Below are 24,375 nucleotides of genomic sequence, written 5' to 3'. Positions count from 1 at the left end.
GGGCCGAGATGGCCGCCCCGGTGGTCACTCCTCGGGTGCATCCGGGAACGATTGCTGGGCGTAGCCACCCCGCAGCGTTCCTTCCAAGTAAGCAGTCTTGCAGGCGCGGCGGGCGATCTTGCCGCTGGAGGTGCGCGGAATGGATCCGGCGGGAACGAGCAGCACATCGCGCACCGTGACACCGTGGCGCTGGGAGATGGCCGCGCGCACCGCGTCGGCGATGGGTCCGGGATCGGCCTTGCCCGCACCGGGTCCGCGCTCGCCCACCACAACCAACTGCTCGGAGGAGTCCTCGGCGTCGAACTTCAAGCCCGAGTGGCTGTCCTGCTCGAAGACCTCGGCGGGCAACTGGTTCGCGGGCACCGAGAACGCGGCAACGAATCCGGGCCGCAGCGCCGTACTGGCTTCCTGCGCCGAATATTCCAGGTCCTGGGGGTAGTGGTTGCGGCCGTCGACGATCACCAGGTCCTTCACCCGGCCGGTGATGTACAGCTCGCCGTCGAAGTAGACGCCGTAATCGCCGGTGCGCATCCAATTCGCCGCAGGCTCGGTGCCTTCGGCATGCGAACCGGAAGCGAGCCGGTGCTCGACCCGATTATGGAAGGTCTTGGCGGTCTCGTCGGGGCGACCCCAATAACCGATGCCCATATTCTCGCCGTGCAGCCAGATCTCACCGACCTGCCCGTCGGCCATCTCGCGGCCGCCGCCGGACTCCACCGAGGCCGGATCCACGATGACGGCCCACTGCGAGAGCGCCACATAGCCGCAACTCACCTGTGCGATGGCGTTATCCGTGCCGGGCTCGACCCGCACCATGCGACCGGCATTGAGTTCGTCGCGGTCCACGTAGGTGACTTTGGCTTCGTCCTCGGCCTGCGTGGCGGAGACGAACAGGGTGGCCTCGGCCATGCCGTAGCAGGGTTTGATCGCCGTCTTGGGGAGGCCGTACGGCGCGAAAGCCTCGTTGAACTTCTTCATCGACGACGTGGTCACCGGTTCGGAGCCGTTGATCAGGCCGATCACATTGGATAGGTCGAGCGATTCGCCCGGTTTGGGCAGACCACGCGCCGCGGCGTGCTCGAAGGCGAAATTCGGTGCGGCGGCGAAGGTTCCGGCCCCATCGGAGGCGGCGGCCAGTTCCTTGATCCATCTGGACGGGCGTCTGACGAACGCGCTGGGCGACATGATGGTGATGTATTTGCCGCCGACGGCGGGCAGGATCACCGTCAACAGGCCCATATCGTGGAACAGCGGCAACCAGGTGACACCGCGCGAATTCCAATCCAGATTGATGGCCTTGACCATCTGCAGCAGATTGGTGCCGACGGCGCGGTGGGTGATCTCCACACCGGCGGGCACGCGTGTCGATCCTGAGGTGTACTGCAGATAGGCGATATCGTCGATCACGATATCGGGGCGAATCCAGCTCTCGGCCACACTGTCCGGAATGGCGTCGACCGCGATGATGCGCGGACGCTGCTGCGCGGGCAGCGAACGGAAGAACTGTCGCACACCCGCCGCGGAGGAGCTCGCGGTGAGGATGGCCGCCGGTTCGCAGTCGCCGAGCACCGCTCGCAGGCGATCGGTATGCCCCGGCTCATCGGGGTCGAACAGCGGCACCGAGATGGTGCCCGCGTAGATCGCGGCGAAGAAGGAGACCACGTAGTCCAGACCCTGCGGCGCCAGAATGGCCACTCTGTCGCCGGGGTTGGTGACCTGCTGCAGGCGGGCCGCCACGGCACGCAACCGGATACCGAACTGCTGCCAGGTGAGCTCGTGGACCTCGCCGTCGCGCTCGCGAGAGTAGTCGATGTAGCGGTACGCCAAGGTATTCGCGTCGTTGCGAGTGTGCTTCTCGACGTGATCGACCAGGGTGCGACCCTCGGGAATCCGGATGCTCCCGCGTTCGTCCAGGTAGTCGTCGAAAGTCTCTTCCATTCCTTCTTCTCCTCCGAGGCACACGCAGCATTACGGCGATATCGCCGCTTGTTACCTGTGAGGCCCCGACTCGCTATCGCCCGCGGGTGCTCCGACGTGCATGAGCAGTCCTGCAGATTAGTGCGGTCTGCGCGGTGACCGCTATCGGCTAGATGTTCTCAAACCAGAGTCATGTTACAGAGAACGGTGGATCACTCATCCCGCAGCAGGGGAATCACGCCCGCGAAGGCGTCCATTTGCGTTGGGAACACACCCACATACGACATCGACGTGAGTTGGCGCACACGGCGCAGATGCTCGGCGATCTCCTCGAACGAGCCGATGGCGACGTAGGGCGAGTTCAGAATGTCTTCGACGGTCAGCTGAACATCGACCTCCAACAGTGGCGAAAGCCCCCTATCCAGCGCGGAAAGCGCCATCTCCGCGGTCTTCTCGCGATCGTCGGTGATCACCACGGCGGTGATCGCCCAGTTGAGTTCGATCTGATCGAAACGGTCGCCAGCCGCCGCCTTGATCAGGTTGACCTTCTCGATGGCCTTGTCCAAGGTGATGCTCGACAGCAGCCCCTTGCCCTGCTTGGTGGTGACCGGGACGACCGAGATGATATCGGCGTGCTTGGCGGCCAGCGCCAACATCTTCGGACCGCCGCCGCCGGTGCAGATCGGCGGGCGCGGACCCTGCCGGGGGCGCGGGGTCCCCTTCAGGCCGTGCACCTGGTAGTACTTGCCCTCGAAGGTGCACTCCTGACCGCGCAGCAGCACATCGAGAATGGTCAGCGTCTCGTCCAGGCGCGCGAGGCGCTTGCCCGGCGATTCGTACTCGATACCGGCCTGCTCGAATTCGTCCTGCTTCCAACCCGCGCCGATACCGACCTCGAGCCTGCCCTTGGACAGCACATCGATGGTGGCCAACTCCTTGGCCAGCACCACCGGATGCCGAAAGGGATTGGCCAGCACCGACGTACCGAGGCGGATCGTCTCGGTGGCCTGGCTCAACGCGCCCAGCGCGGCCAGCGGACCGATCTGATCGCCGAGATGATCGGGCACCACGAAGGTGTCGTAGCCGTACTCCTCGGCCTGCTGCGCGGTCTGCACGAACTTGCGCGCACCGCCCTCCTGCTTGTTCCCCTCACCCGCGGCCGCGAAGCGGAACTTCCGCAGCGGCGTGCCCAGCGCGCTCAACTCAGCATCCGCCGTAATGGCCGGTGCGGCGGCTTCTGTCATGAACTCATGCTCCTGGCTGTCAACGTTGAGATCCCTCACGACGCGAGCGTTCGGGTTCGGGTCCCGGTCGCGATCACCAGCGCACTTTACAGCGTGCCGCCTCGATTCTGTGAGCTTGTGGCGGCGCGCTTGGCGCCGCCACCCGCGACGCGCGGCGCGGCCTGTGGCTATTCACGAACGGCTGCCGCGCCAACCCTGGAATCCACAGGAAGGGGACTCATGAATGTTTCGGATGCGGAGCGCCCTCGATCAGACCCTCGGCCCACTTCGCGGTCCACTGGGTGGCGGTGGTGCCGTTCTCGTCGACCCGGTAGCTGTTGTACATGGCGTGCACCGGATTGCCCGCGGCTTGGACCAGCCGCAAGACGCTCGGGATCATATTGAGCGGATTCAGCGCCTGCCTGGGTGCGTCGCAGATCAGGTCGCTGGGAGCGCAGATCGTATAGGTGCGCTCGGCCAATGCGCCGAATCCGCCCGGCCTCGGACCCGTCATGGTGATACCCATGACGTCCAGTCCACCGAGCGCGATCTCCGCGCCGACACCGGGCGGCGGCGGACCGACCTGCCTGGCCTGGCCCGGCCCGTCCTCGCCGGTGCGGCGACCATCGGCGATCAGGGTGACGCCGAGCACCAGATCCTGCGGCACCGGCCCTTTGTTCGCGCCGATGCTCGAGGCAACATCACCCGCGATCACCGCGCCTTGGGAGAATCCGGCGATCACATAGGTGGTGAGCGGACACTGCTTGTATCGAGCGGCCATGGCGTCGACCGTGCGCTGCGCACCTTCCGAGCGGCTCACGTTGTAGGACGCCTGCCCGTCCGGCGGCAACGCCACCGGATTGGAGAACTGCGCGACGTAGGGCACCGTGTACACGTCGACCCGCTGTTCGGGGAAGCTCTGCGCCACCGGCCCCGACACATTGAGCATCAGCGAGGCCGGATTCGCGGTGGGACGGTGCGGATCGTCGCCGCTGTTGGACTCCCAGGTGCCCGGAATCGAAATCATTTGCACGTCGGGACAACTCGCCGACTGCGTATCCGGCCGCCCCGGCGGCGGTTTGGGTCCGACCGGCGGCCGGTACCGCCCGGCCGCGATGTACCAGATGACGATGGCGATCACGACGAGGATCGCGATCACCGCGATCACCTTCGCGAGATTCCACAGACACCCCGCCGGACCGGACCGGCGGGGTCTGCCACTACGTCTGGCACTCACTGGCAGTAGGTCGCCTTGGCCGCGTCGATGTAGATCTGCCCGGCCTTCTCCACCGGCATCTTCGCCGGATCGAAGGACGGATCCGAACCGGCCATCGCATTGACGAACGGGACGATATCGTCATTGCTCGCATTGGACTTCTGCGCCTGGCACACATAGGTGGCGACGCTGAGCGCGCTGTCGGGACTGGTGACCGTCAGCCCCTGGGACTTGAGCGCGTCCAGGAACTTCTTGTCCTTGTCGGTGAGCTTCGAGGTGTCGGCGGGGGGCGCCGCATTGGCGGGCACCGGCTGCGGGCGCTCTTGAGCCGCCGAGGGCTGCGGCGCGGCCTGGGGCGCGGGCGCCTGATCGCCGCCGCCCGCGGTGTCACCCGCCGCCGGGCTGGGCGCGGTGGCCTGGGAGGAGTGCGCCGCCGCGCTGGTGCTGCTGCTCAGGGTCGGCGTCTTCGAAGCCGACGCGTCATTGCCGCCACACGCGGCGAGCAGCCCGGTTGCGGCGATCGCCAGTACCACGCCGACGAACTTTCCACGGGTCCGATCCATGAATTTTCTGTCCTCGATCTGTGCATACGGGGGGAAGGTCGCCGTCAAGGCTAGCGGCAGGCCCTGAGAGGACCTTGGCAGCTCAGTGAACTTCGGCCCTGCCGTCGCGCACGATGATGTATCCGGCCTGGAAGTTCTGCTGCACACCGCCCGGAATCGGGAATTCGTCGCTGATCGGATAGCCGAGGCGACCGTTCTCGAAACCGGCCTCGCGCCAGGCGTCTGTGATCGGTCCGGAGCGCACCGCCCACGCGCCCGACAGCGGACTCCAGTAGATACTGCCGCCCTCGAAGCGGGACCAGCGCCCCAGATCCTTGATCGGCTGCTCCTCGCCCGCCGGGAACCCCAGCCAACTGTTCTCGAAACCCAGTTGCGCGTACTTGCCGAGGATCAGCCCCTGCACGCGGTGCGCGCCCGTCTGCGGGCTGTAGTAGAACGGACCGTTCTCGAAACCCTGGACCGAACCGTCGCGATTGGGCGTCTTGGCTTCCGGACCGGTCGGATAGCCCACCGGGCCGCGCTCGAAGCCCTGCCTGCCCCACTCCTCGAGGATCGCGCCGCGCACCACCTGCGCACCGGTCTGCGGCGTCCAATACAGCGACCCGTTCTGGAAGGTCTGCAAGCGGCCCTTGCCGTCCGGCAGCGCCCGCTCGGGACCGGTCGGCAGCCCGAGGACACCCGCCGGACCCGCGGCCGCCTGGTAGCCGCCGCCGATCATCCCGCCGACCGCGTGCGCGCCCGTACCGGGCGAGTAGAACACCCGACCGCCCTTGAAGTCCTGTGCCACACCGCCATTCACCGGATACTCACCGGTCAGACAGTCGCCGAGCCACGCATTGCCCGCCGCGACAGCGCCGATCGCACCGCCCGCGCCGCACGGCCCCCGGCCCGGATCCACACCGAGCGCGGCCGCCGCCTGCGCCCAGGACTGCCGCATCTCGAAATCCCAGTACGGCCACGAATGGGTGCCGGACGGGCGGTAATTCACCTGCGCGGGAATCGAGAGTCTGCCCAGTTTGGTGATGAAGTTCTGCGAGGTGAGCCGGGACAGGATCTCCAGACCCATCCCCGCGTAGTTGGTGCTCACACCCGGAATCCCGGAGGGCTGATCGAACGGTCCGGTGGCGCCGCTACCGCTGGAGACGTAAAGGCTTATGCCCTTGAGCTTCTCGGCCAGCGCGTACGGATCGTGTCCGGCCCACTCCGGACCGTTCGGCGGACCCCACATGGCGGTCGAGTCGAATCCGCCCGCGTCGCGCATCGCGAACTGGATCGCCTGCGGCATACCGAGGGTGGTGGTGGTCAGGAATCCGGAATAGGAGGCCGCGTATTTGACGAAGCCGGGATTGCGGGCCGCGAGGAACATCGCGGCCGTCCCACCCATCGACAGGCCCGCCAGGCCGCGCACCTCCGTGGCCCGCCACTGGTTCTCCAGCAGCGGCGGCAACTCCTTGGTGAGGAAGGTCTCCCACTTGTAGTTGCGGCCGTTATTGGGTTGCAGCCAATCGGAATAGAAGCTGGACTGGCCACCGATCGGCAGCACGACGGTGGCGTTCTTGTCGGCGAAGAAGTCGACAGAGCCCGCGTCCTTGGTCCAGCCGCTCTCGTCCTCGGTGGCGCGCAGACCATCGAGCAGATAGAGCGTCGGGAATCGCGACTCCGGGCGGGTATTCCAGTCGCGGGCCAACAGCAACTGCACCTGAACGGGCGCGCCCATCGCCGGGGAATCCACCCACAGCGCGACCCGACGATCACCGAACCACACCATGCGCGACACACTCGCTACCGGCGCCGCGGCCGCGGGCTGAGCCGTCGCGGGCGCGGCCGACAGACCGGCTGCCAGCGGTAATACCAGCGCCGTCGCGACCAGTGCCCGGCGGACGCGCCGCCGTCCCGAACTCCGCCAACTGCCGCGCACAATGCCTACCACAAGAGTTTTCTACTCCGGCATACGCGCGGTTTCCGGTAGGACACACGGGGAATGGGCCAGTTGGTTGCGGGCCGCACCCGGCGTGCGACGGCCGGAAAACGACCGCGACGCCGCCGCCTCCCTGAGGAAGCGACGGCGTCGCGACAGGTTTCGACCGATCAGTTGCCGCCGGTCGCGTCCAGGAACATCTGACGCGACTTGGCCAACTCCGCCTCCCAGTACTTCCAGGAGTGCGTGCCCGAACCGGGGAAATCGAACGCCGCGGCGATACCCAGCGAACCCAGGCGAGCCTGGAACGCACGGGTATTCACCAGCGACAGCGCCTCGAGCGCCATGGCATTACCGGTATTGAATACGCCGATCGCCGAATTCGGCTGATCGAACTGACCCGGCAGACCACTGGCCGCCGAGATGTACATCGGCAGACCGCGCAACTGCGGCGCGAACACGAACGGGTCCATGCGCAGCCACTGCGGACTCCACGGCGAGGCCATCGAGTCGACATTGAAGCGGCCCGCGTCGAGCATGGCGATGCGGATCGCCTCGCGCATACCGGGCGCGGAGATGTTCAGGTAGCCGGAGTACGACGCGGCGGCCTTGAACTGCTCGCGGTGGTAGGCGGCCAAGGCCAGCGCGGCACTGCCGCCCATGGACAGACCGGCCACCGCGTTGTTCTTGCTGGAGACGCCGTAGCCCTCCAGGAAGGCGGGAAGTTCCTTGGTGAGGAAGGTTTCCCACTTGTAGGTGGTCTTCTGGCCGTTGGTATTGCTCGGGGCGTACCAGTCGGTGTAGAAGCTGGACTGGCCGCCGACCGGCATGATCAGGCTGATGTTGTCATTGGCGAATTGCGCCAGCGCATTGGTCTCGAAGGACCAGGCATTGCGGTCGTCGCGGGCGCGCAGACCGTCGAGCAGATACAGCGCCGCGTTACCGCCGCGCGCCGCCCACTGCACCTGGACCTTGATCGGCCCCATGCTGGAGGGGACCATCAGGTCCTCCAGGCCGCCCGATGGGGTGCGCAGCGCCGGACCGGAGACCGCGGCCGGAGCCGCCGTCGCCATGGTGGGCGCCGCCGCACCGGCGGCGATGGGTAGTGCCAGCGCGGCCGCGCCGACTGCCAGAATTCGATGACGCCACCCGCGAGGTGCGCCTCGCCGCTGCGACCTGTTCCCACTCGGCGCGGCGGCCCTGCCGAAACGCATGAATCCTGCTCTCTTTCTGCTGTTGTGGTGTCGGCGCACGCCGTGAGCGCGGCGACACCCGTGCTGCCTACGAGACGCTTGTCATAGTCCTACCGGATCTCGACCTCCGGCACTAAATGACGGCGGTAATCGTCTTGGTCACACTTGCGCTCGCTGGACGATATTCGACCCCCGAAGCCTTAGCAAGGCGGAGGCAATCAGGTGGCCGAAATCCGCCCGTCAGCCGGATGTGATCGTGCGGTGACGATATCGCGTCCGCCCGGCGATGTCGCCCCCTATGCGGGAATTCACGTGGCGCGCCACGGAATTAGCCCAGGTTCGCGCTCAGATCCGGCAGCATCTTGAAAACCTCGTCCTGCCAGTAGTACCAGGAGTGCACGCCGATCGGCGTGAAGTCGAATACGGCATTGCTCGGACCGAGACTGTCCATCCTGGCCTGGAAGGCACGGGTATTGGCGAGTGCGATGGTCTCCAGGGCCATCGCATTGCCGAGGTGATAGGCGTCCATGGCCGAGTTGACCGCGTCCGCCGGTCCGTTGCGCCCGCTACCGCTCGAGATCCAGAGCCGAGTTCCGTTGTCCCGCAACAGCGGCGCGAACATGAACGGATCGTTGCGCAACCACTTGGGATCCCATGGCGGACCCCACATGGCGTCGATGTTGAACCCGCCCGCGTCCAGCAGCGCCATCCGCAGACCCTCGCGCATACCCGGCGCGGAAATATTGAGATACCCCGAATAGGAACCCGCGTAGCGGAATTGGTCCGGGTGATAGGCGGCCAGGGTCAGCGCCGCACTGCCGCCCATGGACAATCCGAACACGCCGTTGCCCGCCGGATTGAAGCCGAGCCGGTCCCGCAGCGCATTGCGCAGATCCTGCGTGAGGAAGGTTTCCCACCGGTAGGTAACCGGCTGTGCGTTGGTATTGCTCGGTGCGATCCAGTCCGAATAGAAGCTGGCCTCGCCGCCCACCGGCATCACCACATTGATATTCCACTGCGGCAGCACCCTGGAGATGTCGGTATCGATCTCCCAGCCGCTCAGATCGTTTCGCGCGCGCAGACCGTCGAGGGCGTACACCACGCGGCGGGTATTGCCGTCGGCCGCCCGGAACACGCGACTCTTGATCGGCCCCATGGCGGAATCGACCCAGAAATCGAATCCGGCCGGATCGAAACTCGCAGCGGCGGGCGCGACCGAACCCAGTGCCGTCGAACCGAACGACACCGCCAGCGCGCACACCAGACCGAGCGCCAGCCGGCGCAGCCGACCCGGCCAACGACCCGATTTCCGGATTGCAGCAATCCCCCCGCGCACCTCGCCACACCGCATCGACTCGACCTTTCGCCCGTTCGATCGCCATTGACCGCAGCCGCGACCCTTCCGCCGCGCTACCGCTTTCTATCGGCAGTTATTCGGAATGTGCCTATCAGAAACACCCAGCGAGACATGATCGTGACATACGGAGAGCATTTTCGAGGTCATTCGAGCACAGGCATTTCGGCTAACCCCCGGAAAACGCCGCGCCGCCCGGCACCGAATCGGTGCCGGGCGGCAGCGGAGCACGGTTCGGACCTACCCGATGTTCGCGGACAGATCCGGGATCATCCGGTACGCCTCGTCCTGCCAGTTGGTCCAGGCGTGCAGACCGACATTGGGGAAGGAGTAGGTCACATTGGACGCGCCCAGGGTGGCCATGCGCACCTGGAAGGCGCGAGTGTTGGCCAGCGCCAACGCCTCCAGCGGACCGCCCTTGACCACCCGGTCCGCGGCGTCGCCGAACGGGATGCTCAGATCGTCCTGCCTGGGCAGACCGCTGCCCGCCGCGATCCACAGCCTGGTGCCGTTGGCCACCAGTCGCGGTGCGAAGACGAACGGATCCATCCGCAGCCACTGCGGACCCCACGGCGGAGCCATCGCGTCGACGTTGTAACCGCCCGCGTCGAGCATGGCGGCGCGAATGGCCTCGCGCATACCGGGCGCGGAGATATTCAGGTAGCCGGAGTAGGACCCGGCGTAGCTGTAGTGATCCGGGTGGTAGGCCGCCAGGGTGAGCGCGGCGCTGCCACCCATCGACAGGCCGAATACGCCATTGCGATTCGGGTTGAAGCCCAACCGATCCCGCAGCGCCCAGCGCAGATCGTTCTCCAGGAAGGACTCCCACTGGTAGCGGTAGCTCTTGCCGGGACCGGCGGCCAGGGCGTTCATCGCGCCGGAGCCGGAGCTCGAGCCGGTGCCCGCCGGGATGCCCAGGAATTCGCTGGGCGCGTTCCAGTCGGCGTAGAAGCTGGACTCGCCGCCGACCGGCAGCACCACATTGATATTCCAACTGGCCAGCACCTCGGCCACATTGGTCTCGATCTCCCACCCGTTGAGATCCTCGCGGGCGCGCATACCGTCGAGGGCGTAGACGACCCGGTTGGTATTGCCGTCGGCCGCACGCACGATGCGGGATTTGATCGGCCCCATCGCCGAGTCGACCCAGAAGTCGAAGGCCGCCGGATTGAAGCCCGCCGCGGCGGTGCCGCTGCCCAGCAGAACGATGCCGAAGGGCAGCAGCAGGGCCGCCACCAGTCCGAGAGATATCCGCCGCAGACGCGATCCGGATGCCGCCCGGCGTGCGGGCCTACGGATCCAGCGCTGTGTTCGCATTCGAATCGACCTTTCGTCCAAGTGACCGATTGGCGAATATGCAGCTAGCCGAATCGGCACCTCATCGAGCACCGCCGGTCGCCGTCTGTTGCCGCTAAATCCTTGGCACTTCGGACAATTCGACCCGCGGGCAGGTTCTCCAGCTATCCATCGCTCAGGAATGCCTATATGTTGCTGGATGGTGATCCAACCCACAACCATTCCGATGCGCCACGTCACGAAATCGACGCCCGAGCGGGATGGGTTCGAAAACGAAAAAGGCCGCCCGGCAGGCGCCGGGCGGCCTTACGATCCGAGAACTCAGCCGATATTGGCCGACAGGTCCGGAATCATCCGGTTGACCTCGTCCTCCCAGTTGCGCCAGTTGTGCACACCGATGGCCGGGAAGTCGTACGTGACGTTATCCGCGCCCAGCGTCAGCATGCGAACCTGGAAGGCGCGAGTGTTCGCCAGCGCCAACGCTTCCAGCGGCGAGCCCTGGATGATGTCCATCGGGGACCTGACATCCGACGCGCCAGGAATGCCACTGCCGGCCGCCACCCACAGGCGGGTGCCATTGGCCTTCAGCAGCGGCGCGAAGACGAACGGATCCATCCGCAGCCACTGCGGACCCCACGGCGGAGCCATCGCGTCGATGTTGTAGCCGCCCGCGCTGAGCATGGCCGCGCGCATCGCCTCGCGCATACCCGGCGCGGAGATATTCAGGTAGCCGGAGTAGGACCCCGCGTAGCTGAACTGATCCGGGTGATAGGCCGCCAGCGTGAGCGCGGCGCTACCGCCCATGGACAGACCGAACACGCCATTGCGGCTCGGGTTGAAGCCCAACCGATCCCGCAGCGCATTGCGCAGGTCGCCGGTGAGGAAGGACTCCCACTTGTAGGTGGAGGTCTTGCCCAGGGTCTCCTGCCAGCCGCTGGATCCGGTCATCGCCGAACCGGAGGACGAACCCGAGGAGCCGCCCGACCCGGTGTTGATACCGAAGAAGTTGCTGGGGGCGTTCCAGTCCGCGTAGAAGCTGGACGGGCCGCCGACCGGCATCACCACATTGATATTCCACTTGGTCAGTTCGGCGGCGATATTGGTCTCGATCTCCCAGCCGTTCAGATCGCCCCGCGCGCGCATACCGTCGAGCGCGTAGACGACCCGGCCGGTGTTGCCGTCGGCCGCGCGGAACACCCGCGACTTGATCGGACCCATGCTGGAGTCGACCCAGAAGTCGAAACCCGCGGGATTGAAGGCCGCCGAGGCCGTCGCGGCCGGGACGGCCAGCGATCCGCCCAGCGGCAGGATCAGCGCCAGCGCGCCGAGCGCCGAGCTTTTGAGCCATCCGGTTCTTCGGTCGCCGGTTCGTCGCGCGCGCCGCAGTGGACGCCCGAACACGCCTCGCATCAGGTTTGGCCTTTCGTTCGTGCGGCCGCGGGCCGCGTGTGTCCGTGCCCGCCTGCGATGCTGCCGAGAGATGTTGCCGAGAATTCTCTTGTCGGCATCACGGGCGGGCTACCAGGGGGAGCCTAGCGGCTACCCCATGTGCCGACGTTATCAAAACGAGATAAAGCGGTGAACACCACTTTGTATGAACCCACCAGTGCGACCACTGAGCACACCGTGATGAGTGTGCCTGGTGTGACCAACCTTGGCGAGCCCCTACCGTGACAGAGGCAACACGAACAGCGACGGCATCAGCGCTGCGGCGTCGGGAACGGATCGGGCAATCCGCACCGCTGCAACTCGTACTTGGGCACCCGATCGATGCGGTACTTGGCGAACCGCATCGCGTTCTTGAAGTTGTGCCGGAATCGGGAGAAGGTCAGCGGATCGCGCGAGGAGATGAGCAGCGCGCGGGTATCCGGACAGGACATGGCGACCCGAGCCTGCGAGACCCAGCGCTCGTCCAGGTAGAACGGCATCCACGGATGCTGATCGACCATGCCGGTGTCCACGATGACCCAGTCCGGGTAGAGGTTCTTGTCGTGCCCGATCCGGCCGTCGGTGAGTCGGTCGGTGTGCGCGGCCAGCGGGTAGGCCAAACCCATCTGATCGATGACCCGCACGTTCAGCGGCACATTCATGCTGGTCATCCCCAGGTTCAGGAAGTAGACCGTATGTCCGGCGCCGCCCTCGGGAATGGGCAGCGGCGGCGGCGCGGTGAACCAGCTCATATACGACGGCGAGCTGAGCAACAGCGCGCCATTGGGCGTATTGGCGATGTCGTTGACCATGGCGCGCATGCGCGGATAGTCGAGATAGTCCTCGGCCAGGATCGGATGGTCGTGTCCGGAATTGAGCACGTAGTAGATGCGCTCGTCCACGATGCCGGTCGAGGTGAGTTTGGTGCCCGCCTTGATCGCGGTGGTATTCGCCGCGAACAGCGCCCAACCCGCGGTGCCGAGCAGCGCAATTCCGATGACGGCGAAGGACCAGTCCCGCGTCGTGCCCTGGCCGAATACGGGCAGTCGCACCGGCACCACGGCGACCGGAAGCAGGAACATGAACAACTGGGTCAGCAGCACGCGCCCGTGCATGAAATCGCCGCCGACGCGCAGCGCGTAGACGGTGAGGATCAGGGCGCTGCCCAAGACCAGCGTGACCACGGCGCTCGGTGAACGCAGCCAGATCCGCACCCCGCGCACGGTGAGCCGCCGCTCCTCCGGCGCTTCGGCTTTACGCCCGGCCAACCTCGGTCGAACGGCCAACACGCCCACCACCAGCAGCACCAGCAGCGGCACCCACAGGTAGTACGGGCCGACCAGATCCCACAGGTAGGTGAAGCCCTGTTTCCATTTGGCCCCACCCGCGTCCTTGGCGACGGCGGTATTCGGATAGGGCAGTCCGTAGTAGCCCATCCGCCAGATCTGATAGCCGACCGGAATCAACCCGGCAGCGGCGATCATCAAGGCGCGCACCACTATCGGCCGCCAACGCGCCACCGTCACGGGTGCGCAGAAGACCATCAGCAGCGCCGGAGCCGCGAACATCGTCATCTCGGGACGAACGACCGGAGCCAGACCCGCCCAGAACGCCAGCACCAACAGACCGGCCAGACGCACCTGCTCGGCCCGCGCCCAACGCACCAGCAGCCACCACAGCACCGCGACCCAGAAAATGACCAGACCGCTCTCCAGACCGGAGGAGGCGTAGTCGCGGGCAGGCGGCAGCGCGATGTACACCAGCGCCCCCGCCGGAAGCAGCAGCGACGCGGCCGCCCCACCCCACAGCCGGGCGGTGCCGATCATGGCGAACACGATCGCGGCCATCGACAGTGCCAGCGTCACGCCGAGCACCACGTATTCGAGGCGAAGATGGGTGACCCAGCTGAAAAACCACACCACGTAGGTCCACGCGGCGCTGGTATTGGTCTCGACCCGCTCACCCTCGTTGAAGACCGGGCCGTTGCCCGCCAACAGATTCCGCACGGTGCGCAGCACGATCAGACCGTCGTCGGCGATCCAGCGCCGATTCCAGGCCCCGACCGCGAAAAGCGCCACGGTGAGTGTCATCCCACCGACGAAGGTGGCGCGGGATAGCAGCGCGGCCGTCGAGCGGGAACGCTCGACGGTGGGCCGCCCGAATTCGCTGTCTTCCGATTCCGTTCCCGCTACCACCATCTCGTCAGTTGAGATAGACAGCGACACCTACCGCTCCCATCCAAGCGATTGCCAGGAACTGGAGGACTCGGTCCCCCAGCGCGATCTCTTCGGGTTCGCCGGCCTCACCACCGTCGACGTCGACCGCGTAACGCAGGATTGCGATGGTAAACGGCACCATCGAGATCGCGAACCACTGGGTGTCTTTCAGGGTCCCCTGCTGGAAGGCCCACAGCCCGTAGAACACCACCACGGCGGTGGCCGAGACGGTCCACACGAAGCGCAGATAGGTGGGTGTGTAGTACTCCAGGGATTTGCGGATCTTGGCGCCGGTGGTCAGCGCGATCTGCAATTCGGCGTAGCGCTTGCCCGCGGCCATGAACAGCGAGCCGAACGCCATGATCAGCAGGAACCACTGCGACAGCGGGATATTCGCCGCCGCGCCACCGGCGACCGCGCGCAGCAGGAAGCCCGAGGACACGATGCAGATATCCAGTACGGCTTGATGTTTGAGTCCGAAGCAGTAGGCGAGCTGGACGACGATGTAGACCGCCATCGTCGCCGCCAACTGCCAGCGCGCCAGGAACGACCCGGCCAGTGCGGCCGCGAACAGCACCACGGCCAGCGTGTAGGCCAGATTCACCGGGATGATGCCCGCCGCGATGGGCCGGAAACGCTTGGTCGGGTGGGCGCGGTCGGCCTCCACGTCCAGTGCGTCGTTGACCAGGTACACACCCGAGGCGGCCAAACAGAACACCACGAACGCGATGCCGATATGGGCCAGCACCGCAGTGTCGGTGAGCACCTTCTCACCGGCAGCCAGCGGTGCGGCGAGCACCAGCACGTTCTTGACCCACTGGCGGGGTCGGATGGCCTTGATCAGCCCGCCCGCCAACGTCTTCGGCGGACCTTTGACAGCGGCCTCGGCTAGGTCGGCACCGGTCGGTTCCTCACTCATCTCGACTCGAGCTCCTTCCTGTGCGGTCGCTGTCGAGTCTCTTCTCGGCGGCGAGTACGACGGCGGCCGACGCGGCGCCGAGCACGGAACCGGCCAGCACGTCGGAGGGGTAGTGCACGCCGAGCACCACGCGCGAGAGCACCATGGGCGGGACGAGCACCGCAGGCAAGGGTAGCCCGGTCAGTTTTCCGAGCAGCACCGCCGCCGCCGCGGTCGAAGTCGCGTGCGAGGACGGGAAGCTGAGCTTGCTCGGCGTCGACACGTTCACCTGCACCGAGGGATCGTGCGGGCGCGGGCGACGCACGATCCGTTTGATCACGATGGAGGCCGCGTGCGCGCCGACCGCGCCCACCGCGACACCCGCCCACTGTCTGCGGCGGGGCTTGTCCATCAGCCAGCCCGCGGCCGCGATCCCGACCCAGCCGAGGGCGTGCTCGCCGAAGTGCGACATACCGCGCGCGGCGGACACCACGGCGGGTTTGCTGCCCAGTGTCGCCTGCACGGCATTGATGATCGCCACCTCCGGCGGGCGGGAATCCCCGTCGCGCAGGCTCGGATTCACGGCGTTCACTACTGCTGACTCCCGTTCTGTTCGATCCCGAAGGCATGCTCCCAGGCCGCGGCGCTCGTCAATTGCGGATGTGCGGCACGATAGCGCTCCCGCAACTCCGGGAAGCGGTCGGCGAGCTCTTTGCGCAGCCGCAGCGCCTCCCGCAGCAGGCCGAGCGCCTGGCGCGGATCACGTTTGCGGTAGACGACGCCGCGCCCGTCGGCCGTGGTCACCGTGACGCCGTCGACCTGCGAGAGCAGGTACCAGCGCGCGTCCAGCGTCGGCACATTCAGTTGCGGGGTGTCGTGATGTTCGGTGCGGGCGGGACGCAGATTGTGCAGGATGCCCTTGCCCAAACGGGCGATCTTGGCCAGCGGATTGGCCGGTTCGCCGACCGCGCCGACATTCAGGTGGCTGGCCAGCGGCAGGTCGGTGGAGGAGGGCAGGATGACCGCGTCCGGATACTGCCGCCGCAGTTCGTGCACCGCGCCCAGCGCGCTGGGCAGCAATTGGAACAGCCGCTCCGGCCCGGCCAGGAAGTCGCGGATGGCCAGGTTCTGCACCGCGACCGTCGAATACTCCAGGCACAGCAGATGTTTCAGCGTGGCCTTGACGGTGTTGAGCACCATGGCGCCGCCATTGCCCGGCAGGTGCAGCGACGCGACCACCAGGCGATTGCGCAGGTGGAAGTACGCCTGCCAGTCGATGGCGTCGTCCTTGTCGCTCCAGGCCATATGCCACACCGCCGCACCGGGCAGGGTGACGGTGGGATGGCCCGCGGCGCGGGCGCGCAGACCGTACTCCACGTCGTCCCACTTGAGGAACAGCGGCAGCGGCTGACCGATCTTCTCCGCCACCTGTTTGGGGATGACGCAGGTCCACCAACCGTTGAAGTCGACATCGATGCGCCGGTGCAGCAGTTTGGAATTGTCGCGGTCGCGCAGCGGATTCTTGGCGAAGTCGTGGTCGTACTCCACATTCGGCGCCGCGGTCCACATGAACACGGACCGGTCGACCACCTCGCCCATGACGTGCAGGTGCGAGCGCTCCTGCAGGTTGAGCATCTGGCCGCCGACCAGCATCGGATGCTTGGCGAAGCGCGAGAAAGCCAAGGCGCGCAGGATCGAATCCGGCTCGATCTCGATATCGTCGTCCATGTAGACGATGAATTCGGCGTCGGTGGTCTTCAGCGCCTCGTACATGACCCGGCTGTATCCGCCGGAACCGCCGAGATTGGGCTGATCGTGGAAGCGCAGGCGCGGACCGAGCGCCGTCGCGGCCTCGGCGAATCCGGGTTCGTCGACGACCTTCCTGGTGCCCTGGTCCGGAATGATCACGGCCTCGATGTGCTCGAGCACCAGCGGGTCCGAGCCGAGGGCGGCAATGGTTTTCACCGCGTCGGTGGGACGGTTGAAGGTCGGCATGCCGATGGCGATGCTGCCCTCCCCCGGCGCGGCGACGGGTGCGTACCAACCGCCCGAGAGCAGCGTGACCGCGGTGTCGGTGGTGATATCGAACCAGAGCCAGCCGCCGTCCTCGAACGGGCCGAGATCGGCTTCGAACTCGACCGTCGTCGCCGCCGCGCCCGACTCGCCCACCGAGAATTCACTGCCCCGCACATGGATTCGCGAACCATCCGCCTTGGACCGGTACAGGTCGACCCGACCGTGTCCGGCCAACTCCAGCCGCAGCACCACCGAATTCAGCACCGACCAGCGCCGCCAGTAGCTCGCGGGCAGCGCGTTGAAGTAGGTGCAGAACGACACCTCCGACTCCGCGCCGATCGACAGCGAGGTGCGGGTGGGCGCGTGCGCGCGGCGCGCGTTGGTGGGCGACTCCTCCAGGTAGAGGGTGCGCACATCCAGCGGCTCGCCCGGTCGGGGCAGGATGATTCGCGCCAGCAGCGCTACCGCGCGGGTCGGCGCCGTCGTCTCTTCCAGGATCGATTGGGTCACGCTTGCTCCGAATCCGTCAGGGGGGCACCGGATTCCAGGTGCGGGCGCAGCACGTTGTCGAACATGCTCAGCGCGCTGCCGATGGCCATGTGCATGTCCAGGTACTGGTAGGTGCCGAGGCGGCCACCGAAAAGCACCTTCTCCGTCGCGGTTTCCTTCGCGGCGCGCTCGCGGTAGGCGAGCAGTTTGGCGCGATCCTCCGGGGTGTTGATCGGGTAGTACGGCTCGTCGCCGGACTGCGCGAAACGGGAGAACTCGCGCATGATGACCGTCTTGTCGGTCGGGTAGTCGCGCTCGGGATGGAAGTGGCGCGGCTCGATGATGCGGGTGAAGGGCACATCGCCGTCGTTGTAGTTCATGACCGAAGTGCCTTGGAAATCACCGGTTTCCAGCACCTCGGTCTCGAACTCGATGGTGCGCCAACCCAATTCGCCCTCGACGTAGTCGAAGTAGCGATCCAGCGGGCCGGTGTAGACCACGGGGGCGTCCGGATTGAGCTCGCGCAACTCATCGCGAACATCGAAGTAGTCGGTATTGAGCCGCACCTCGATCAGATCGGAGGCGGCCATATTCTCCAACCACTTCGTGTACCCCTGCTTGGGCAGACCCTCATAGGTGTCGTTGAAGTAGCGGTTGTCGAAGGTGTAGCGCACCGGCAGGCGGGTGATGATGCCCGTCGGCAATTCGGTCGGATCGGTCTGCCACTGCTTGGCGGTGTAATCGCGGATGAACGCCTCGTAGAGCGGGCGGCCGATCAGCGAGATCGCCTTCTCCTCCAGATTCTGCGCATCCTTGGTGTCGATCTCGGCGGACTGATCGGCGATCAGCTTGCGCGCCTCGTCGGGGGTGAAGTAGCGGCCGAAGAACTGCGAGAGCAGGCCGAGCCCCATCGGGAACTGGAAGGCCTGCCCCTTGTGCAGCGCGAAAACCCGGTGCTGATATCCGGTGAACTCGGTGAACTGGGTGACGTAGTCCCACACCCGCTGATTCGAGGTGTGGAACAGGTGCGCCCCGTATTTGTGCACCTCGATCCCGGTTTCCGGCTCCGGCTCCGAATAGGCGTTGCCGCCGAGGTGGTAGCGGCGATCGAGCACCAGCACCCGCTTGTTCAGCTGGGTGGCGGCGCGTTCGGCGATGGTCAGCCCGAAGAATCCGGAGCCGACGACGATCAGGTCGAACTGGGCGGCGGAGGTGCCAGGGGACGATGCGACGGTCACGGGTGCCCAGCGTATCGGAAGTCGCGCGGGGCACCCGGTCGAGTCGGGTGTGGACCGGGCCGTCGACCTACCGGCGCGGTCCACCCGCGATCACCGGGATTCGGGATCGCCGTCGACGGCGCCCGAATTGTCGCCCGTCGCGCCGGACCGACCGCGCGCCCGCCAGTTGGCGTCCTTGCGGGCAGCGAACCCGTACGCCTCCGCCAAGAGCGGAGTCAGGGCCTCGAAGGTCTCCACACCGGGGGCGACGACACAAGCCCAGTGCTGTCCGGCGTAGATCGGGTGCGGCATGAGTTGATCCCGGACCGTGTAGTCGTAATCCGTTGCGTAGACCCCGTTCTCGTCCCGGATGGTGGGCACCGGGCCGAACAGCGAGAGGTAGGTGTCCTTGGTGAGGCCGATATTCAGCCGAAACGCGCCATCGGTCGCGAGTGCGGAGGTGCTGTCGTAGGTGTCACCGACCACGATGGTGGCGAACGGCATCTGCCGCTTGGGCGGGAGATCGCCATGCGGGTCGTAGATGAAGAAAATGTCGCCGAAATTCTCCGCGACCATCAGATCGGGGAACCGCTCCACGATATAGGTCCGCACCTGGTCGGCTTTCATACAGGAATCCTTTCGTCTCACAAGGTTGTGACAACTAAATTCTCCCATTGAACAACCCAGTGAGACTTTTTCTAGGTTGCTGCCTTGAATTGCGATTAGACGCTAAAAGCGGCTTGCGACCAAGGTGGCATCGGGTCGGCAGCTGCCACGCCTACGGAAACAGCGTGCGGCGCCAGCGCGAGCGCCGCTTTCCCAGCCGATCAGCGGTGCGCGTCGGCGTACGCGCGCATCGCGTCGCGCACGAATTCGGCGGTGCCCGGACCGTGCTTGTCGTAGTTGGCCGCGAAGCGCGGGTCGGCGACGTACATCTCACCCAGGCCCGTGAACGCTTGCAGCGGTGGAGTTTTCGTCTGCCAGCCGACGCCGACCCATTCGTAGTGGCGCCGGGTGATGGCCTGAACCTCCGGGCTGTCGGCAGCCAATCCAGCCGCGCGGGCACGACCGTAGTCCGCCGCGATATCGACAGCCGCCCGCATATGAGCCGTCCGGTCCGCCTCCGACATCGAGCGCCACCAGCGGTCGCTCTTGTCGTAGGCGTCGCGTCCCCAGCGCTCGATCACCTCGTCCTTGTAGACGGTGTGGTCGAATCCGTCGAAAACCTCTGCTGCCATGAGTTTCTCACCTCGTTCGGTCTTGTGCAGCGTGGTGCGCACCGAGTCGATCTGCCGCCGGATCCGATCCAGTTCCTGCTCGAGCAGTTCCAGGTGCGTGCGCAGCGCGGCGGCGGAATCCTGTTCTCCCGCGAGGATTTCGGCGATGACCGGGAGGCCGAGGCCGAGTTCGCGCAGCAGCAGAACGCGCTGCAACCGCACGAGCGAACCCTCGTCGTAGTAGCGGTATCCGTTGGCCCCGACCCGACTTGGCGGCAACAGCCCCATCTGCCCGTAGTGGCGCAGAGTGCGGCTGGTGGTGCCGGCCGCCTTGGCCAGATCCTGAATGGACCATTCGCGCGAATCCCGCATCATTCCTCCTCCCGATCGACTCGGTGGCACCAGTGTGCAAGTTGACGCTACGTCAAGGTCAAGGCGCTTTTCATGGTCGCGCCAGCGCCTCGACTCGTTCCGGCTCGATCGACGGCTTCGGCTTGCGCGTCACCTGACCGAGCACGGTGCTGCCTAGCGCGAGGGCGATACCCGCCACCTGCAACGGGCTCAGCACCTGGCCGAGCGCCACCCAGCCGATGAGGGCGGCCGACACCGGACCGAGCAGGCCGAGAAAGGCGATCGAGGTGGCCGAGGCTTTGGCGATGCCGCGGAACCACAGCCAATACGCGGCGGCGGTGCCGATCGCGCCGAGGTAGAGGTAGCCGCCGACGGCGCGACCGTCCAGTGCGGGCGGCGCGCCCTCCACCAGCAGCGTCAACGGCAGGATGAACAGTCCGCCCGCAGTGAGCTGCCAACCCGTCAGGGTCAGCGGCCCGACACCTTCGGGCCGCCCCCACCGCTGCGTGAGCACGGTGCCCAGCGCCATGGCACTCGCACCGGCGAGTCCGGCGATGACGCCGAGCGTGTCGAGTTGGGCATTGGCGCGCAGCACCACCAGCGCCACTCCGAGAATGCCGACCAGACCCGCGAGAATCCGGCGTCCACCGGGCTTCTCGTGCAGCACCGGGATGGCCCAGACCACGGCGGCGATGGGCGCGACCGCGCCGAGCACGCCCGCCACGCCGCCGGGCAGCCGGTAGGCGGCGAGGAACAGCAGCGGGAAGAAAACGCCCATATTCAACAGTCCGAGCACTGCGGCGCGGGCGATCCAGATGCCGCGCGGCAGCGTTCGGGTAAAGGCGAGCAGCACAAGACCGGCGGGGAGCGCGCGCATGAGCGCGGTGAACAGTGGGCGCTCCGGTGGGAGGAATTCGGTGGTAACCGCGTAGGTGGAGCCCCAGACGATGGGGGTGAGGGCGGTGAGGGCCAGGGTGCCCGCGAGCGCGGACCCGGTCGGCCGGGTGGGTGTGATCATGCCACTTGCTCCTCATTGATATTCTCAATATTGAGATATCTACACCCACTCACATCTCAACGTCAAGTATCTGAATGTTGAGATAACTAGGCGGGAGGAGCGGCATGGCCGACGCCGTGGACCTGTTCATGCGGCACTGGAACCAGGTGCGACCGGACGCCGATGTGTCGCCGATGGCGATCATCGGCCGAATGCAGCGGGTATCCAGGCTGTTCGAACAGGAACTCAAGCAGTTCTTCGCCCAATACGACATCGAGAATTGGGAGTTCGACGTTCTGGCCACCCTGCGCCGCTCCGGCGGCGAGGAGGGACTCACCGCGGGCGCGCTCATCAAGGTCGCCATGGTCACCTCCGGAGCCATCACCAACCGCATAGACCGCCTGGTCGCCAGGGGTTGGGTCGAACGCACGCCATGCCCGCAGGACCGCCGAGCCGTCCGCATCCGTCTCACCCCCGAAGGCCGCGAACTCACCGACCGCCTACTGCCCGCGCACCTGGACAACGAGCAGCGCATCCTGCGCGCCCTCGACCAACCCGCCCGCGATCAGTTGGTCATCCTGCTGCGCACCTTGGCCGAATCCCTCGGCGATGGCATACCGACCGAATCTCTCGGCGGTGGCACGTCGGCCGAATCCCCCGGCAGTGACAAATCGACCAAGCCCCGCAGCGGTGATGTACCGGAGCAGAACTAGCGAACGACTCCCGACAGGAACGCGACTCCCGATGTCGGCGGCGGAGTCGGGGTCGATGCCGTGCTCGGAACATTGGTCCCGATCGAATCCGCTTGCCGAACAGCGCTTCCCGACTCGGATCCGTTCGGCGGACCGGCATCGACCTGCCCCGCACCGGCCACCGGTGACGAATTCCCCAGCGGCGCGCCGCTTTCCGGCGCGCCAAGAGCAGGCCGCGTCGATCCGATCCGGCCACCGTCCGGGTCGCGATCCGGTCGCGGCGCGACGCTCGGCTGCCCCGCCGTACCGTCGACTTGGCCCGGCCTGCCGCCACCTTTGCCTTTGTTCTGCCGCCCGCCACCTTTCCCGCCGGCGCCTTGGCCCATGCCGCCGGCACTCGGCCCGCCGCCTCGCCCCGACTGCCCCTGACCATCCACCGGGTCCGGTTGACCGGCCGTATCGCCACGATCGACGCCGATGGGCGAACCGCCTTGCGGGGCAGCGTCTCCGGGACGCGCACTCCGCGAAGGAGCCGACACCGACGGCGGAATGATCGCAGGCACGACCGCACCGGCAGCAGGCGGAACCGCGGCGTTCGGGGTCGGCGGATTCGCGCCCGCGTCGGGCACGGCCGGATCGACGAGTCGCGGCGCGGCGGACGAATCTGCCTGCGGCACTGCTCCCTCCGGGGAAGTGCGCGGCGAATCGGCGGGCAGGACCGGCGCGGTTCGATTCGGTGTCCCAGCGGGCAGGTGCTGCGGCGTTGGGCTCGACGCGTCCGGAACCAGTTGCAGCAGGGTATTGAAGTCCACCACCTGCGCGCCGAGGGTGGGCGTGGCGATGATGACACCGTTGGCGAACAGGCGATACCGGCCCACCCGGCCGGGTAGCAGCATCTCGGGTCCGAGGGGTGCGCCGATCGGACTGGATTCCCCACCGATGCGGCGATATTCGGCTTCGACGGGCGATTCGTTGGCCGGGTGGTCGGAGGGGGCGGGTTCGACTGTCCCGCTGGGTGATTCGCCCGCCGCCAGTTCGGCGGGTGTCGGGCCGACCTCGAAGGCGCCGATATCGGCGGGGGTGCCGCCGTCGGGGGCGGCGGAGTACTCCGACCGCAGGATGCGACCCTCGCGCAGCAGGACGATGCCCGAGGTGGCGGCGACGGCGGCGGCCGAGCGGGCGTCCTCCTTCTCGCTGCCGGGGTAGTTCTGGCAGTCGGTGGTGTCGCAGGTCTGCGCGTACGGGTAGCGGTGTTCGGCGAGGACGTACGAGCGGGCGGCGATGGCCTGGGCGCGCACCGCCTCGGCGCCGCCCTTGTCGGACCAATTGGCCTGCACCTCAGCGGGAACCACACCGAGCAGGTAATCCTCCACCTCGACCTGGTTGACGGTGCGCGGCGCGTCCCCGTCCAAGGCCACGCCGAGCGCGCCGCGGTACACACCGCCGTCGCACAGCCGCAGTTGTTCGCCGGCGGGTCGGCTCACGCCCGGATCGATCGGGTAGGCCCACGGGTCCTCGGTCTCGGCCTCCCACAGCTGTGCGCCCGCGCAGCCTGCGGTGACGACGACGCTCGCCCGGCCGTCGGGCAGCGGGGTGAGGTGGGCGACCTGGTCGGCGGCGAGGATCCGGCCCGCCACCCGCAGTCCGGCGGGTGCGAAGACCTCGAGCCGCGCACCGTCCTGTGCGGTGAGACGCACCCGCACCGGGACATTCGGCACGGTGCCGAGGGCGGCGCCCGGATAGTAGTGGTCGAGGATGCGTTCGGCGCTCCAGCCGCGCACCGCGCTGTCGAACGCGCCGACCTGGCTCATCCCCCTACCGTGCCCCGATGCGGCGGGCCGCACCTCGTGGGCATCCGGTCGCCACAGCAGGACGAGGGCGGCGCCCGTGACGAGCACCGCCCCGCCGGTCAGCAGCGCGGTCCCGCAGGCGACAACCGGCTGCGGCGCAGTTCCCCTGCGGCGCAGCCGAATTCCCGCTCTGCCCGTTCGATCGCGTGTGCCGCTCATATCCGTTCACTCCCCACGGTTTTCCCGGATGGTTTCGAGGGCTCGGCGGGGGGTTCGATACCTGTCGGCATGTCTCCCGGCCCGGTCGCCCCTCGAGAGCTACATTCGAGCAATCGCATAAACCTCAATCAGAGGTTTAGCATATGTGAAAATTGTGGCTAATGT

19 protein-coding genes are annotated in these 24,375 nt (G+C 66.8%); 1 reads left to right on the top strand and 18 read right to left on the bottom strand.

Translation table 11 applies throughout. The annotated features are described in order from the left end of the window. Positions 1-24: 24 nt before the first annotated feature. The 17 genes from fadD32 to D5S18_RS13025 all read right to left on the bottom strand — a co-directional run bounded on the left by fadD32 (position 25) and on the right by D5S18_RS13025 (position 21,530). Positions 25-1,938 carry a long-chain-fatty-acid--AMP ligase FadD32 gene (fadD32, locus tag D5S18_RS13105; RefSeq protein ID WP_120040290.1) on the bottom strand — a complete coding sequence of 638 codons (1,914 nt, stop codon included), beginning with the start codon at positions 1,936-1,938 and terminating at the stop codon, positions 25-27. 191 nt (positions 1,939-2,129) lie between these two features. Further along, positions 2,130-3,161 carry an LLM class F420-dependent oxidoreductase gene (locus D5S18_RS13100; RefSeq protein WP_120040288.1) on the bottom strand — a complete coding sequence of 344 codons (1,032 nt, stop codon included), beginning with the start codon at positions 3,159-3,161 and terminating at the stop codon, positions 2,130-2,132. Between the two features lie 217 nt (positions 3,162-3,378). Further along, on the bottom strand, positions 3,379-4,377 hold the full coding sequence (locus tag D5S18_RS13095; protein ID WP_120040286.1) for a cutinase family protein: 999 nt from the start codon (positions 4,375-4,377) through the stop codon (positions 3,379-3,381). Then, positions 4,374-4,919 (bottom strand): DUF732 domain-containing protein, encoded by a 546-nt coding sequence (locus D5S18_RS13090; protein WP_120040284.1) that lies wholly within the window; start codon positions 4,917-4,919, stop codon positions 4,374-4,376. The genes D5S18_RS13095 and D5S18_RS13090 overlap by 4 nt, the downstream gene beginning before the upstream one ends. A gap of 82 nt (positions 4,920-5,001) precedes the next feature. Further along, on the bottom strand, positions 5,002-6,849 hold the full coding sequence (locus D5S18_RS13085; RefSeq protein ID WP_120040282.1) for an alpha/beta hydrolase-fold protein: 1,848 nt from the start codon (positions 6,847-6,849) through the stop codon (positions 5,002-5,004). A 158-nt stretch (positions 6,850-7,007) separates the two neighbouring features. After that, on the bottom strand, positions 7,008-8,051 hold the full coding sequence (locus tag D5S18_RS13080; protein WP_120040280.1) for an alpha/beta hydrolase: 1,044 nt from the start codon (positions 8,049-8,051) through the stop codon (positions 7,008-7,010). A gap of 307 nt (positions 8,052-8,358) precedes the next feature. Next, positions 8,359-9,381, bottom strand: a complete 1,023-nt coding sequence (locus D5S18_RS13075) for an alpha/beta hydrolase (protein ID WP_120040278.1) — start codon at positions 9,379-9,381, stop codon at positions 8,359-8,361. A 243-nt stretch (positions 9,382-9,624) separates the two neighbouring features. Continuing rightward, positions 9,625-10,701, bottom strand: coding sequence for an alpha/beta hydrolase (locus tag D5S18_RS13070; protein ID WP_120040276.1), 1,077 nt, complete (start codon positions 10,699-10,701; stop codon positions 9,625-9,627). A 300-nt stretch (positions 10,702-11,001) separates the two neighbouring features. Continuing rightward, a complete protein-coding gene (locus D5S18_RS13065) occupies positions 11,002-12,090 on the bottom strand; it encodes an alpha/beta hydrolase (protein ID WP_120040274.1) in 1,089 nt (362 codons plus the stop codon). Between the two features lie 290 nt (positions 12,091-12,380). Continuing rightward, on the bottom strand, positions 12,381-14,306 hold the full coding sequence (locus D5S18_RS13060) for an arabinofuranosyltransferase AftB family protein (RefSeq protein ID WP_282434845.1): 1,926 nt from the start codon (positions 14,304-14,306) through the stop codon (positions 12,381-12,383). Between the two features lie 4 nt (positions 14,307-14,310). Further along, on the bottom strand, positions 14,311-15,243 hold the full coding sequence (locus tag D5S18_RS13055) for a decaprenyl-phosphate phosphoribosyltransferase (RefSeq protein ID WP_120040272.1): 933 nt from the start codon (positions 15,241-15,243) through the stop codon (positions 14,311-14,313). Then, on the bottom strand, positions 15,236-15,805 hold the full coding sequence (locus D5S18_RS13050) for a phosphatase PAP2 family protein (RefSeq protein WP_439651116.1): 570 nt from the start codon (positions 15,803-15,805) through the stop codon (positions 15,236-15,238). Before D5S18_RS13050 ends, D5S18_RS13055 begins: the two co-directional genes overlap by 8 nt. An 8-nt stretch (positions 15,806-15,813) precedes the next feature. After that, entirely contained in the window at positions 15,814-17,748 is a 1,935-nt protein-coding gene (locus tag D5S18_RS13045; protein WP_120040270.1) for a glycosyltransferase, read from the bottom strand. After that, positions 17,745-18,965, bottom strand: a complete 1,221-nt coding sequence (glf, locus tag D5S18_RS13040; RefSeq protein ID WP_120040268.1) for a UDP-galactopyranose mutase — start codon at positions 18,963-18,965, stop codon at positions 17,745-17,747. The genes D5S18_RS13045 and glf overlap by 4 nt, the downstream gene beginning before the upstream one ends. Before the next feature lie 90 nt (positions 18,966-19,055). Next, complete coding sequence (locus tag D5S18_RS13035; RefSeq protein ID WP_120040266.1) at positions 19,056-19,571, bottom strand: DUF6194 family protein; 516 nt, start codon at positions 19,569-19,571, stop codon at positions 19,056-19,058. A 200-nt stretch (positions 19,572-19,771) separates the two neighbouring features. Next, positions 19,772-20,533: a MerR family transcriptional regulator gene (locus tag D5S18_RS13030; protein WP_120040723.1), complete on the bottom strand. Its 762-nt coding sequence runs from the start codon at positions 20,531-20,533 to the stop codon at positions 19,772-19,774. Positions 20,534-20,603: 70 nt separating this feature from the next. Next, positions 20,604-21,530, bottom strand: coding sequence for an EamA family transporter (locus D5S18_RS13025; RefSeq protein ID WP_120040264.1), 927 nt, complete (start codon positions 21,528-21,530; stop codon positions 20,604-20,606). A gap of 104 nt (positions 21,531-21,634) precedes the next feature. Here D5S18_RS13025 and D5S18_RS13020 point away from each other — a divergent pair, with 104 nt between their 5' ends. Beyond that, positions 21,635-22,222 carry a MarR family winged helix-turn-helix transcriptional regulator gene (locus tag D5S18_RS13020; RefSeq protein WP_120040262.1) on the top strand — a complete coding sequence of 196 codons (588 nt, stop codon included), beginning with the start codon at positions 21,635-21,637 and terminating at the stop codon, positions 22,220-22,222. Here D5S18_RS13020 and D5S18_RS35665 read toward each other — a convergent pair. Beyond that, on the bottom strand, positions 22,219-24,210 hold the full coding sequence (locus tag D5S18_RS35665) for a SpoIID/LytB domain-containing protein (RefSeq protein ID WP_120040259.1): 1,992 nt from the start codon (positions 24,208-24,210) through the stop codon (positions 22,219-22,221). The genes D5S18_RS13020 and D5S18_RS35665 overlap by 4 nt on opposite strands. Between the last annotated feature and the right edge of the window lie 165 nt (positions 24,211-24,375).

This window comes from Nocardia panacis (assembly GCF_003598715.1).
GTDB classification, from domain to species: domain Bacteria; phylum Actinomycetota; class Actinomycetes; order Mycobacteriales; family Mycobacteriaceae; genus Nocardia; species Nocardia panacis.
Note: the sequence above shows the minus strand (reverse complement) of the source record. Positions and strands in the feature narration are given on the sequence as shown.